The organism is Sorangium sp. So ce887 (assembly GCF_051521455.1).
Classification (GTDB): Bacteria; Myxococcota_A; Polyangia; order Polyangiales; family Polyangiaceae; genus Sorangium.
Genome location: NZ_CP150354.1, coordinates 497,575 through 509,676, shown reverse-complemented (window position 1 = coordinate 509,676; position 12,102 = coordinate 497,575). Strand labels below are relative to the sequence as shown.

12 protein-coding genes and 1 tRNA gene are annotated in these 12,102 nt (G+C 71.3%); 1 reads left to right on the top strand and 12 read right to left on the bottom strand.

Annotation, left to right across the window (positions count from 1 at the left end; translation table 11 throughout):
- Positions 1 to 69: 69 nt before the first annotated feature.
- From WMF36_RS02015 to WMF36_RS01970, 10 genes are all read right to left on the bottom strand, one after another.
- The gene (locus tag WMF36_RS02015) at positions 70 to 573 is read right to left on the bottom strand and encodes an N-acetyltransferase family protein (RefSeq protein ID WP_437485927.1); all 504 of its coding nucleotides are present in this window, start codon (positions 571 to 573) and stop codon (positions 70 to 72) included.
- Between the two features lie 110 nt (positions 574 to 683).
- A tRNA-Cys gene (locus WMF36_RS02010) sits at positions 684 to 755 on the bottom strand.
- A gap of 197 nt (positions 756 to 952) precedes the next feature.
- Positions 953 to 1,777, bottom strand: coding sequence for a hypothetical protein (locus WMF36_RS02005; protein WP_437577867.1), 825 nt, complete (start codon positions 1,775 to 1,777; stop codon positions 953 to 955).
- 248 nt (positions 1,778 to 2,025) lie between these two features.
- Complete coding sequence (gene cysW / locus WMF36_RS02000) at positions 2,026 to 2,931, bottom strand: sulfate ABC transporter permease subunit CysW (RefSeq protein ID WP_437577866.1); 906 nt, start codon at positions 2,929 to 2,931, stop codon at positions 2,026 to 2,028.
- Entirely contained in the window at positions 2,931 to 3,827 is an 897-nt protein-coding gene (gene cysT / locus WMF36_RS01995; protein WP_437577865.1) for a sulfate ABC transporter permease subunit CysT, read from the bottom strand. The genes cysW and cysT overlap by 1 nt, the downstream gene beginning before the upstream one ends.
- 6 nt (positions 3,828 to 3,833) lie before the next feature.
- The gene (locus WMF36_RS01990) at positions 3,834 to 4,853 is read right to left on the bottom strand and encodes a sulfate ABC transporter substrate-binding protein (RefSeq protein ID WP_437577864.1); all 1,020 of its coding nucleotides are present in this window, start codon (positions 4,851 to 4,853) and stop codon (positions 3,834 to 3,836) included.
- Positions 4,854 to 4,868: 15 nt separating this feature from the next.
- Positions 4,869 to 5,192, bottom strand: a complete 324-nt coding sequence (locus tag WMF36_RS01985) for a DUF2325 domain-containing protein (RefSeq protein ID WP_437485918.1) — start codon at positions 5,190 to 5,192, stop codon at positions 4,869 to 4,871.
- 160 nt (positions 5,193 to 5,352) lie between these two features.
- Positions 5,353 to 6,018 carry a helix-turn-helix domain-containing protein gene (locus WMF36_RS01980; protein WP_437577862.1) on the bottom strand — a complete coding sequence of 222 codons (666 nt, stop codon included), beginning with the start codon at positions 6,016 to 6,018 and terminating at the stop codon, positions 5,353 to 5,355.
- A gap of 58 nt (positions 6,019 to 6,076) precedes the next feature.
- Positions 6,077 to 7,435: an NAD(P)/FAD-dependent oxidoreductase gene (locus WMF36_RS01975; protein ID WP_437577861.1), complete on the bottom strand. Its 1,359-nt coding sequence runs from the start codon at positions 7,433 to 7,435 to the stop codon at positions 6,077 to 6,079.
- A gap of 315 nt (positions 7,436 to 7,750) precedes the next feature.
- Positions 7,751 to 8,470: an RNA polymerase sigma factor gene (locus WMF36_RS01970; protein WP_437577860.1), complete on the bottom strand. Its 720-nt coding sequence runs from the start codon at positions 8,468 to 8,470 to the stop codon at positions 7,751 to 7,753.
- Between the two features lie 377 nt (positions 8,471 to 8,847).
- On the opposite strand from WMF36_RS01970, the gene WMF36_RS01965 reads away from it, so the two are divergent.
- Positions 8,848 to 9,495: an NADPH-dependent F420 reductase gene (locus WMF36_RS01965; protein WP_437577859.1), complete on the top strand. Its 648-nt coding sequence runs from the start codon at positions 8,848 to 8,850 to the stop codon at positions 9,493 to 9,495.
- Positions 9,496 to 9,627: 132 nt separating this feature from the next.
- Here WMF36_RS01965 and WMF36_RS01960 read toward each other — a convergent pair whose 3' ends face one another.
- Complete coding sequence (locus WMF36_RS01960) at positions 9,628 to 11,433, bottom strand: NAD(P)H-hydrate dehydratase (protein ID WP_437577858.1); 1,806 nt, start codon at positions 11,431 to 11,433, stop codon at positions 9,628 to 9,630.
- Positions 11,430 to 11,957 (bottom strand): holo-ACP synthase, encoded by a 528-nt coding sequence (gene acpS / locus WMF36_RS01955; RefSeq protein WP_437577857.1) that lies wholly within the window; start codon positions 11,955 to 11,957, stop codon positions 11,430 to 11,432. The genes WMF36_RS01960 and acpS overlap by 4 nt, the downstream gene beginning before the upstream one ends.
- Positions 11,958 to 12,102 lie beyond the last annotated feature (145 nt).

The following is a 12,102-nucleotide window of genomic DNA, read 5'->3' as shown; positions in this document are numbered from 1 at the left end:
AGCGCCATGGCGGCGCGGGTGAGGTGTTCCGAACGCGCCACGGTATCACGAGCCGGACGCCGGCCTGGATTACGGCCGCACCGGGTTCGCGCCTCGCTGAGCCGAGAGCGCCAGCACCAGGGTGAGCGACGTGCCGTTCCGGCCCGCATCGACGAATCCAAGGCGCCGGTACAGCCGTATTGCAGGGTTGTCCGGCGAGACGCTCAGCGAGATCGCCGGATAACGGTTCCGTGCCGTGTCCAGCAGGGAGGTGAGCAGCCGAGTGCCCAGCCCTCGTCCCCGGTGCTGGGGCAGGAGCGCGATGGCGAGCTCCGGGGTCTCGTCGTCGACGTGGCCGTACCCTCGCAGCGCGCCGGTGAGCCGCCGGAGCCAGGCGGCGCCTGCGGCCTCGCCCTCCTGGAGCGCCACGACGCCCAGATCGTCCAGCTGTCCCCAGCCTTGCACGTACCTGGAGAGCTCGGGCCGGTGCACGATGTCCCGTGGAGGCGGCGGGCTGCCTTCCGGGACATGGATGGCCTGGTAGAGCATCTCCCAGAGCAAAGGCTCGTCGGCCGGGGTCAGGAGGCGAATCATGAGCCTTCCGAGGATCCCGTCGCCGGCGATCGTGCTCCAGCCTGGCCCACCGCTCCTCGCTCGCCCCCCGGGGCTGTTTCAGCGCGCAGGCCGGACTGTCGTCCTTGCGGAGGTGAGGACGGGATTCGAACCCGCGTATAACGGTTTTGCAAACCGTTGCCTAACCACTTGGCTACCTCACCGACTGTTCGAAGCGGCGGGAGGTCATGCCTCACTTCTGCCCAGCTGTCAACGCCTTCGCCGCCGCCCTCGCCCGCATTTACACATTTACACGCCCGCGCGGCCTTTACGGGCATTTCGCACGGGCACTTCGCCTCCGTGAGCCGGCGGAGGTCTGCCGCTTCCCTCCGCCGGCCTCTGCCCCTCGGGAATACGCCCCTTACCGCTCCCGCTCGCTCCGCCGCTCTCCCCGCGTTCGCCGCTCCCCCCGCGCGCCCGGCATCCGTGCCCGTACCCGTGCCCCGAGCGTCCGCCCGAGGTAGCTGGCCGCGTAGGTCGCGAGCCGCGTCGCCTGGAGCAGCCCGCTCGGCACGATCCCCTTCCCCGTCTGGAACGGGTTGAAGCGAAGCGTGTTCTGGTCGATGTCCACCGGCTCGTACAGCTCGATATCGGCCACTGCCATCCAGCGCGCGCGCGCTCCCCCGCGCCTGACCTCGAGCCGCAGCAGCGCGAGCCCCGCCGCCGCAGCGCGCTCCAGCCTCTCCCGGCGATTGCCCTTCGTCGTCGACGCGCGCAGCGGTACCAGACGGAACTTCGCGCGACCGAAGCCCTCCACGTCGAACGGCAGCTGCGCGTAGTAATCGTTGTCCAGGAAGTCACGCCTCCTCGTCGTGAACATCGCGATCGGAAGCAGCGACAAGCGGCGCGCGCTCAGGAAGATGAGATCCTGATCGCCGGCGCTCGCCGCCGGCGTCACCTCTTCGCTGGTCCGGAAGCGCACGGCGACCCCCAGCACGTCCGGGCGGCGCTCGCCCTTGCCGCCCCGCCACCTCCAGATCCCGCCCGACAGCCGCACCAGCGCCGGCCCCGCCAGCCGCTGCGCCAGCGCGCCGACCTCGCCCTCCATCGCGAGCGCCTTCACCCCCGCGCAGTAAACCACGCCGTCGGGATGGAACAGCCTCGCTCCCCGGACAAGGCTGCCCTGCCAGACGAAGGGAGACAGGGCTCCCCCGATCGCACGACCCATCGCTTCAAAGATCCGCATGGTGCTCCCCTCGCTCGAACCTGGAGCGCAGGCGGCCAATCGCAAGCTGGGCGAAGCCCGACGGCGCTCCTCGCTATCGCTCGCCCGACGAGGCCTCCCATGAAGGCGGGAAGGCATGAAGATCCTCAAGCGCTTCTTCCCGCCTCCTCGCCTTCCTGCTCGGCGGAAAGACCCAACCCGACAGCGCGCCTGTCGCCGCGCTCACCCGGGGCGGAGCGCCGAGATCTGCTGTCTACCGCGCGGGCGCGTCACCCTGCGCCGGCGTTCGCGGCCTTCTCGAGCTCCGGGCCGGTCTCGCGCTGCGCCCGGTGCTCGATCAGGCGCTTCACCACGAGCGTGAGGAGCGCGAGAAGGACGAGCAGCGAGGCGACGGCGAACGCCGCCGAGAAGTGGAACTCGTTGTAGAGCACCTCGACGTGCAGCGGCATCGTGTTGGTCTGCCCCCGGATATGGCCGGAGACGACCGACACCGCGCCGAACTCGCCCATCGCCCGCGCGTTGCAGAGCACCACCCCGTAGAGCAAACCCCACTTCGCGTTGGGAAGGGTGATGCGGAAGAACATGCTCCACCCGCTCGCGCCGAGCGACAGCGCCGCGTGCTCCTCGTCGGCCCCCTGGCTCTCCAGGAACGGGATGAGCTCGCGCGCGACGAAGGGAAACGTCACGAACGTGGTCGCGAGGATGATCCCGGGGCGATCGAAGATCACCTGGATGTCGTGATCGATGAGCCAGGGGCCGATCACCCCGTGCGCCCCGAACAGGAGGACGAAGATCATGCCGGAGATGACCGGCGAGACCGCGAACGGCAGGTCGATCAGCGTGACCAGCAGGCTCTTGCCGGTGAACTCGAAGCGCGCGATCGCCCAGGCCGCGGCCACGCCGAAGACCAGGTTGAGCGGCACCGCGATGAGCGCGGTCGTGAGCGTCAGCTCGATGGCGGCCACGGCGTCCGGCGCGGTGATCGCCCGCCAGTAGCCCGAGAGGCCGTCCTTCAGCGCCTCGATGAACACCGCCACGACCGGCAGGAAGAGGAAGAACCCGAGGAACGCGAGCGCCACCGCCGTGAGCGCCCAGCGCACCAGCGGGGGCTCGGAGGTCGCGCCGCGCACCGCCCCGCGCGACCTCACCCGCAGCTTGCCCGCCGCGCCCGCCATTACGACGCGACCCCGGGCGCGCCCGGGCCCGCGGGCGCCGCGCGCGGCGCCTCGACCGGGCTCCGCGACGAGCCGCGCGCGCCGCTCCAGGACTGGAGCCGGTTGATCACGAACAGAAGCACGAAGGAGCAGAGCAGCATCACGAGCGCGAGCGCCGTCGCCCCCGCATAGTCGTACTGCTCGAGCTTCGTCATGATGACGAGCGGCGTGATCTCGGTCTTGAAAGGCATGTTCCCCGAGATGAACACGACCGACCCGTACTCGCCGAACGCCCTCGCGAACGACATCGCGAAGCCGGTGAGGATCGAGGGCCAGAGCGCCGGCAGGAGGATCCGACGGAAGATCTGGAAGCGGCCCGCGCCGAGCGACGCCGCCGCCTCTTCCTGGTCCACCTCGAGCTCCTCCATCACCGGCTGGACCGTCCGCACGACGAACGGGAGCCCCACGAAGGTGAGCGCGATGACCACGCCGAGACGGCTGAACGCGCTCTGGATCCCGAGCGGGTAGAGGAACTGGCCGACCCACCCTTGCTGCGCATAGATGGCCGTGAGCGCGATGCCCCCGACCGCCGTCGGGAGCGCGAACGGTAGATCGACGAGCGCGTCGACGATCGACTTGCCCGGGAAGCTGTAGCGCACGAGCACCCACGCCACGAGCACGCCGAAGACCGCGTTGATGCCCGCCGCGATGAGCGACGCGGCGAAGCTGATCTTCAAGGAGGCGATGGCGCGCGGAGAGGTCACCACGGCCCAGATATCGCTGGGCGAGAGCGTCGCTGTCCTGAGGAAGATCATCGACAGCGGGACCAGCACGAGCAACGACAGGTACGTTACCGTGATCCCCATCGCGAGCCCGAAGCCGGGCAGAACGCTCTGTCGCCGCCAGAGGAGAGCCACCGAAATTTACTTACCGGCCTGGTAGATCTGGTCGAAGACGCCGCCGTCGGAGAAGTGCGCCTTCTGAGCTTTTTGCCACCCGCCGAACACCTCGTCAATCGAGAAGAGCGCGACCTTCTGGAAGACCCCCTCCGACTCGGCCGCCGCGAGGACCGCCGGATGGCGCGGGCGGTAGAAGTGCTTCACCGCGATGCGCTGCCCCTCCTCCGTGTAGAGGAAGTCGAGGTACGCCTCCGCCGCCGCCCTCGTCCCGCGCTTGTCGACCACCTTGTCGACCACCGCGACAGGAGGCTCGGCGAGGATGCTGATCGACGGCACGATCACCTCGAACTTGTCCTTGCCGCTCTGCTTCACCGCGAGCAGCGCCTCGTTCTCCCAGGCGATCAGGACGTCGCCGAGCCCGCGCTCGACGAACGTCGTGGTCGAGCCGCGCGCGCCCGTGTCGAGGACGGGCACGTTCTTGAAGAGACGGCCGACGAAATCCTTCGCTCTGGCCTCGTCGCCGCCCGCTCGCTTCAGCTCGTACCCCCACGCGGCGAGGTAGTTCCACCGCGCGCCGCCGGAGGTCTTCGGGTTCGGCGTGATGACCGCGACGCCCTCCTTCACGAGATCGTCCCAGTCCTTGATGCCCTTCGGGTTGCCCTTGCGCACCAGGAAGACGATGGTCGACGTGTAAGGAGCGCTGTTGTCCTTGAGGCGCGCCTGCCACCCCTCCTTGAGACGACCGCTCGGCACGAGCGCATCGACGTCATAGGCGAGCGCGAGCGTGACCACGTCCGCCTGGAGCCCGTCGATCACCGAGCGGGCCTGCTTGCCCGAGCCGCCGTGCGACTGCTTGATGGTGACGCCCTGTCCGCTCTGCTCCTTCCAGCGCTTCGCGAAGGCGGCGTTCACCTCTTCATAGAGCTCGCGCGTGGGGTCATAAGAGACGTTCAGGAGCTCCACCGAGCCCGATTTACTCGCCTCGCTCTTCGAGCACCCGGCCAGCGCCAGCACGCAGCAGAGCACCATGATCAAGCATCGCATCGGTCGTACTCTCCGTTATCCGGTCGCCAGAAACCGCGCTTCCCGCTGCGCGAGCGCGTCGAGGAGCTGCTGGAAGCGCGAGGCGCCGCAGCGGCGCGCCATGAAGGCCGCGCGGCCGAGCTTGTGGCAGAGCTTCTTGGCGAGCAGCACGCCGCCGTGGCTGTTCACGTCGGTGAGCACAATCACAAGATCGGCCCGCTCGATCGCCGCCCGCAGCTCGGCCGCCCCGCGGCCCCCCGTGTTGCCCGTGTGAAACTCCAGATGGTGCCCGGCCTGCAGCGCCATCCGCTCCAGCTGCGCCTGGTTGCGATCCAACCCACCGATCCAGGTGATCCGCATCGCCCCGTCTCCTTGCTACCCGCAGCGGGTGACCGCCGCTATAGCGGACATATCTCACGCTAAAGCAGAGGGCGCAAGGGAGATCTGACAGTATAACGGACGACACGTCTTGGATACCGGAGGGACACGGGGCCGCTGGAGCTCGTGAAACCCGGGGGGGTTACCCGCGCGATCCGTAGGTCATGACGAGGTACATGACGGCCTCGGAGCTGCCCAGGTTGCGGTAGCTGTGGGGGCTGTCGGCCTCGAACAGGATGGCGTCGCCGGTCTCGAGGACGCGCCGCTCGCCGGCCACGATGATCTCCACCGAGCCCTCCGTGACGACAAGGTTCTCGGAGGTGCCGGGGGCGTGCGCGTCGGCGTTCTCCACCGAGCGCGGCGCGAGGCGGAGCTCGTAGAACTCCACGTTGCGCGGCCGGTCCGTCGGGAAGAGCGCCCGGGAAGAGAAGTCGCCGTCGCGCGAGCGCAGGATGCGCGCGTGCGAGACCTGCATGACGGTCGTGACGGGCGAGGCCGCCTGGCTCATCAGCGCCGAGAAGGGGACCCCGAGGGCGCGCGCGATCTTCCAGAGGACGTTGATGGTCGGCGTGCTCTGGCCCAGCTCGATCTGCCCGAGCATCGCCCGGCTCACCCCGGACGCCTTCGCCAGGCGCTCGAGCGACAGGCCGCGCTCGGCCCGGAACCGCTTCAGGTTGGAGGCGACGACCGGCGTGAGGTCCGAGGACTCGTCGAGCACCGGCTCGTCACCGCCCGGATCGCTCGCCGGGGGCGGCGGCGGCTCGGGGGTCGCCGGTCGCGCGGATGACTGAGCTCTGCGTGCCTTCACTGGAGGCGTATCCGCCATGGTGGAGGCCGCGCGTCAAGCAAGCGAGCGCCGAGGGCGCTCAGGCGCCGCCGGAGACGGCGTCCGCCACCGCGCGCCGGGCCGGTGATGGGCCGGGCGCCGGGGGCGCGATCGCGGGCGCCGCCGCGGGGAGCGCGGCGCGGGCGGTGTGGCCGGTGATGAGCCGGGCGCCGCGCTTGAAGGTGATGTACTGCCACATCCACGCGAACATGACGGCGAAGCGGTTCTTGAAGCCGATGAGGAAGAGCACGTGGACGCCCAGCCAGGCGAGCCACGCGAGCGTGCCGGACATCTGCAGGCGCCCGACCTTCGCGATGGCGCGCGAGCGGCCGATGGTCGCCATCGTCCCCTTGTCGCGGTAGGCGAACTGCCCGCGCGGGAGGCCCTCGAGGTCGCCGAGGATGCAGCGCGCGACGAAGCGCCCCTCCTGGATCGCGGCGGGGCTGAGGCCGGGCACGTCGACGCCGTTCCGGTCGCGGAGCAGGGTCATGTCGCCGATCGCGAAGGCGTTCGGGTGCCCGGGCAGGGAGCAGTCCGGCTCAATCTTCACGCGGCCGATGCGATCGAGCTCGACCCCGAGAGAGCGCGCGAGCGGGGTGCCGCGGACCCCCGCCGCCCAGATGACGGTCGCCGCGAGGAGGCGCTCGCCGTCCTCGAACTCGACCCCCTGCTCGTCGATGGTCCGGAAGCGGCGGCCCTTGATGACCTCGACCCCGAGCGACGTGAGCTGCCGCTCGGCGCTCGCCGAGAGGCCCTCGGGGAAGGCCTGGAGGATGCGCTGGCCGATCTCGACGAGCACCACGCGCGAGAGCGAGGCGTCGAGGGAGCGGAAGTCACGGGCGAGGATGTAGCGCGCGAGCTCGGCGAAGGCGCCGGCCATCTCGACGCCCGTGGCGCCGCCGCCGATGACGACGAACGTGAGCAGCCGCCGCCGCACGACAGGGTCCTCCTCGCGCTCGGCGGCCTCGAAGGCGAGCAGCATGCGCTCGCGGATGGTGAGCGCCTCGTCGAGGTTCTTGAGCGCCGGCGCGAAGCGAGCCCACTCCTCGTGGCCAAAGTAGTTGTTCGCCGCGCCGACCGCGAGGATCAGGTAATCGTACTCCATCGCGTCGGCATCGACGGTGATGCGCCGACCGGCGAGGTCCACGCCCGTCACCTCGCCGAGCAGGACGCGGACGTTGCGCTGGCGCGACAGGACCGATCGGATCGGAACCGCGATGTCGGCCGGCGAGAGGCTGGCGGTGGCCACCTGGTAGAGCAGCGGCTGGAACAGGTGGTGATTGGTCCGGTCGACGAGCGTGACCCGGACGGGCGCGTTGCGAAACGCCTTCGCCGCGTTCAGGCCGCCGAAGCCTCCGCCGACGATCACGACGTGGGGCTCTTTCGCGGTCGATGCCATGGTGCCTCCTGGCGAGGAACGCTTCCTCGGTGGCACGCCGATGGTAGGGGCCGCCGATCAGCGCGGCAAGCGGGCGCGATCTCGGGTCGCGATCGCGCTTTCCCGGCGAGATTTCACAGGGGGGCGGGACGACGGGACGACGGGAAAATCATCAAGTTTTCTACTGCCTTGCTGCCGTCCTCTTCAAACCCGGCCACCCCCCGACGTCCGGGCGGCGGCAGGAGCGCTCGCTGCGATGACGAGCCCGGGCGCTGGTGGCGAGAGGAAGCGAGGAGGAACCGAGTCGCGGGCAAAGAGGAGCGCCGCCGCCACCGCTCATGCGGCGGCCTGCACGTCGGTCTGCGCGTCGGTCTGCGCGTCGGTTTGCGCGTCGGTCTGCGCGTCGCTCGCGTCGATCCTCGGGCCTTCGGCCTCGCCGCGTAGCGCCTCGGCGAGCAGCTTCCGGCCGCGGTGCAGGCGGCTCATGACGGTGCCGACCGGGACGCCCAGCTGCGTCGCTGCGTCCTTGTAGGACATCTCCTCGAGGTCCACGAGCACGACGGTGTCGCGGAAGGTCGGCGGGAGCGTCGCGAGCGCGCGCCGCACGCCGGGCGACAGGAAGTGCACCTCGGCGCGGCGCTCCGGCGCGGTCCACGCGCACGGGTCGGTCGCGAGCACGTCGAGGGCGTTGCGCTCGCGGCGGCTGCGCCGGCAGCGGGTGATGAAGACGCTGAAGAGGATCTGATGCACCCACGCCCGCAGGTTGGTCCCACGCTCGTAGCTTCCCGCGAACCGGATGGCGCGCTCCACCGTGTCCTGCACGAGATCCTCCGCCGTCGCGGGCGATCGGGAGAGCCGCAGGGCGCGGCCGAAGAGCTCAGGTGTCATTTCGACAAGGCCCCGGAGCAGCTCGTCGACCGCCGCCCGCGAGCCCTCGCCCGGTGCCGTCCGGGCCGCGCCGAGCGACGGCCCGCGCCCGGCCGCGCGTGTCACGCCGGGCGACAGCGGCGCTGGGTTCGGGGACCGGGCGGGGACATGGGCAGCGTGGACAAGCATGGCGGGACCTCCTGCGCATCGACCCTGGCAAGGCAGGTGCCACCGAGCGGACCGCGCGAACGACGCGAAAAGCGCGGGATGGCGCGGGCGGAGGCACGCGGGCGCGTGTCAAATCGACAGCAGGTCGCCGAGGCCCGTCAGAGTGGCGAGCCGACCCGCGGCGCGGGAGCGGGCCGAACGTTGGGCCGCCCGCGCCGGGCGCAAGCGGCGCAGGCATCGGGTTCGTCTCGCTGGGCTGGGCAGCCGGCGCATCAGGGTTCATCGCCCGCTGGAGCACGATCGCGCTGCAGTCGAACCCGAGGTGCTGCCCTGCGGCGCATCCTCGACGTCGATCCGGGCGCTGGAGCCCGGCTCCATGGGCGTGCGATGATCCTGCCATGAACAAGATCGCGGTTCTCGGATCAGGGATTGTCGGGCAGACGCTGGCGGATGGGTTTCTCAAGCACGGTCACAGCGTCATGCGCGCCACGCGCCAGCCCTCGAAGCTCGCGACCTGGCTGGCGGACGCGGGTGCGAAGGCGACGGTGGGGACGTTCGCGGAGGCGGCGCAGTTCGGCGAGCTCGTCGTGCTCGCCGTGAAGGGGACCGCGGCGGAGCAGGCGATCGAGCTCGCGGGCCCCGGGGCGCTCGCGGGGAAGACGGTCATCGATGCGACGAACCCCATCGCGGACGAGCCGCCCGTCAACGGGGTGCTCAAGTTCTTCACGGGGCCGAACGAGTCGCTGCTCGAGAGGCTGGTGCGGCGCGCGCCCGACGCCCATTTCGTGAAGGCCTTCTCGTCGGTCGGCAGCGTGTGGATGGTCAATCCAGACTTCGATGGCGTCCGGCCGACCATGTTCATCTGCGGCGACGACGCCCGCGCGAAGAAGGAGGTGGAGGGCATCCTCGACGCCTTCGGGTGGGAGACCGAGGACCTGGGGAGCGTGGAGGCGGCGCGCGCGATCGAGCCGCTCTGCATGCTCTGGTGCATCCCCGGCCTGCTGAACAACCGGTGGACGCATGCGTTCAAGCTCCTGAAGAAGTAGCCCGGCAGCTCGAGCGAGGAGGATAGGAACCGTCAAGGCGCCAAGAGAAGAGAGCAAATCAGCAGGACGCCAAGGACGCCAAGGACGCCAAGATAAAGAGATCTTCTGGGTTCTCCTGGCGTCCCTGGCGCCCTAGACCTGCCCGGACAGCGGATCGCCTCCGGCGGCGAGCGTGGCGATCAGGCCGGGGACGAGCTCGGCGAGCTCGCTCGCGAGCAGCCCCCGATCGCTGCCCGTCTGCGCGCTCCACACGTCCCCGGCGAGCGCGTGGATCAGCACCCCCGCGCTCGCGGCGGCGGGGGGATCCATCGAGCACAGGAGGGCCGCGATCATCCCGGTCAGGACGTCGCCCGAGCCGGCGGTGGCGAGCGCCGGGTTGCCCGCCATGCAGATGAGCATGCGGCCATCCGGGAGCGCGATGACGGTGCGCGCCCCCTTCAGCAAGACGATCGCCCGGGTCAGCGCCACCGCCTCGCGCACCGCGCCGAAGCGGTCCTCCTCGACGGCCCGCGCGCTCCGGCCCAGCAGCCGGCCGAGCTCGCCGGAGTGCGGCGTCAGGATGAGGCTCCCGCGCGCGGTCGCGAGCGCCTCGGGGCGGCCGGTGAAGTGCGTCAGGGCGTCCGCGTCCACGACCTTCAGGCCGTCCCAGCCGAGCACGACGTGATCCACCGCGGCCCGCGCCCGCTCGTCGAGGCCGAGGCCCGGGCCGATCGCGACCGCCCGCCGCCCGGCGAGCGCGCCGTCGAGCGACGCCGCGATGCAGGCCGGATCGATCGCGGTCGTCATCAGCTCCACGACGCGCGACTCCATCGCGGGCGCGGCGTCGGCCCAGGTGCAGATCGTCACGAGGCCCGCGCCCGTGCGCATCGCCGCGCGCGCCGTCAGCAGCGCGGCGCCGAGCTTGCCGGAAGAGCCGGCGATCACGAGCACGTTGCCCGCCTGGTGCTTGTAGACGCTCGCCTCGCGCGGGCGCAACGACGCGCCGATCGTCTCCTTGCGGATGACCTCCGCGACGTGCCCCACCTCGGCGAGGATCGGCCGGTCCGGGACGCCGAGATCGACCACGTGGACGTTGCCCGCGAGCCGCGCGCCCTCGGGCGTGAGCAGGCCGATCTTGAGGTGGCCGAACGTGACGGTCTCGTCGGCCTGCACCGCGGCGCCGAGCGGCGCGCCGCTGTCGGCGTCGAGGCCCGAGGGCACGTCGAGCGCGATGCAGAGGCAGGTCACGGTGTTGAGGACGCCGATGACGTCGGCGAGGTGGCCCTCGATCGGGCGAGCGAGGCCCGTGCCGAAGATCGCGTCGACCACGAGGTCGGCCTCCGCGAGCGCGGCCTCGAGCGGGGCGAGCGACGCGCCAGGGGGGAGCTCGGTCAGCGCGCCGCCGAGGTCGACGTACGCGTCGTGGTTGATGCGGCTGTCGCCGGTGACCTTCTCGGACGGGGCGGCCAGAAAGACCTGGACCTCGGCGCCGCGGGCGAGGAGGTGGCGCGCCACGACGAAGCCGTCGCCGCCGTTGTTGCCGGCGCCGCAGACGACGACGACGCGGGCGTGGAGCGGGTACGTCGCGGGCTGCCCGGGGCTCGGGACGTGCCGCACCGGGAACGAGCGGACCCGCGCGGCGCGGGCATCGTCGGCGTCGCGGCGGCCGTTCGGCGGCGGCGGGAGGCTCCCGGAGCGAGGGCCGCCTCCGGAGGGCAACGTCGCCGGCCAGCGCGCCCGCGCGGGCGCCTGGCCGGGCGCGGGCAGGTGCGGCGCGGCGTGGCCGGAGAGCCCGGCGGCGCCGGCCTGTGCGGCGCTGCGCGCTTCGATGATCGCCGAGATGACGTCGGCGGCGCCGCGGCCCGCGTTCTCCATGAGGACCACGCCGGGGACGTGGCAATGGTGGATCGCGTGCTTGTCGAAGGCGCGCATCTGCGCGCGCGAGAGGACCGGAATCACGAGCGCTCTTTCCCTTCGTCGTCCAGGCGGGATCGGCCTTCGCCGTCCTCGTCATTCGTGGTCGGGGATCGGCCTTCGCCGTCCTCGTCATTCGTGGTCGGGGATCGGCCTTCGCCGTCCTCGTCATTCGTCGTCGGGGATCGGCCTTCGCCGTCCCCTTCCAGGATCACCACCGCCGCCGCCACGCCGGCGTCGTGCGTGATCGACAGGTGCACCCGCTTGACGCCCATGCGATCCGCGAGCGCGCGCGCCGGGCCGTGGAGCGCCATCGTCGGCGGCGTGCGCGGCGCGCCCCGCACCTCCAGGTGGTGCCAGCCGACCCCCGGCGCCCCGGCCAGCGCCTTCACCACCGCCTCCTTCGCGGCGAAGCGGCCCGCGAGCGCCGTCGCCCGGTCGACACGGTGCGCGAGCGAGCGCCGCTCGGGCTCGGACAGCACGCGCTCCCAGAACCGCTCCCCCCATCGCGCGAGCGCCTCCTCCATGCGTCCGATGCCGCAGACGTCGATACCGATGCCGAGGATCATGCAGCCACCTCGAGGGGCCGGCAGCCCGGCCCGGCGGCCGGCGGCGCCGCGGCGCCCTCGCGGGCGGCGCTCGCCCCGATGCGATCGGCAGAAGAGAGACGCAGGGGGAAGGCCATGAGGCGACTCTACCCTATTCAATCGCGAC

Bases quoted from the DNA above. Each gene is read 5' to 3' on its own strand.
- WMF36_RS02015 (WP_437485927.1), bottom strand. From the start codon at position 573: ATGATTCGCCTCCTGACCCCGGCCGACGAGCCTTTGCTCTGGGAGATG.
- WMF36_RS02005 (WP_437577867.1), bottom strand. From the start codon at position 1,777: ATGCGGATCTTTGAAGCGATGGGTCGTGCGATCGGGGGAGCCCTGTCT.
- cysW (WP_437577866.1), bottom strand. From the start codon at position 2,931: ATGGCGGGCGCGGCGGGCAAGCTGCGGGTGAGGTCGCGCGGGGCGGTG.
- WMF36_RS01990 (WP_437577864.1), bottom strand. From the start codon at position 4,853: ATGCGATGCTTGATCATGGTGCTCTGCTGCGTGCTGGCGCTGGCCGGG.
- WMF36_RS01985 (WP_437485918.1), bottom strand. From the start codon at position 5,192: ATGCGGATCACCTGGATCGGTGGGTTGGATCGCAACCAGGCGCAGCTG.
- WMF36_RS01975 (WP_437577861.1), bottom strand. From the start codon at position 7,435: ATGGCATCGACCGCGAAAGAGCCCCACGTCGTGATCGTCGGCGGAGGC.
- WMF36_RS01970 (WP_437577860.1), bottom strand. From the start codon at position 8,470: ATGCTTGTCCACGCTGCCCATGTCCCCGCCCGGTCCCCGAACCCAGCG.
- WMF36_RS01965 (WP_437577859.1), top strand. From the start codon at position 8,848: ATGAACAAGATCGCGGTTCTCGGATCAGGGATTGTCGGGCAGACGCTG.
- acpS (WP_437577857.1), bottom strand. From the start codon at position 11,957: ATGATCCTCGGCATCGGTATCGACGTCTGCGGCATCGGACGCATGGAG.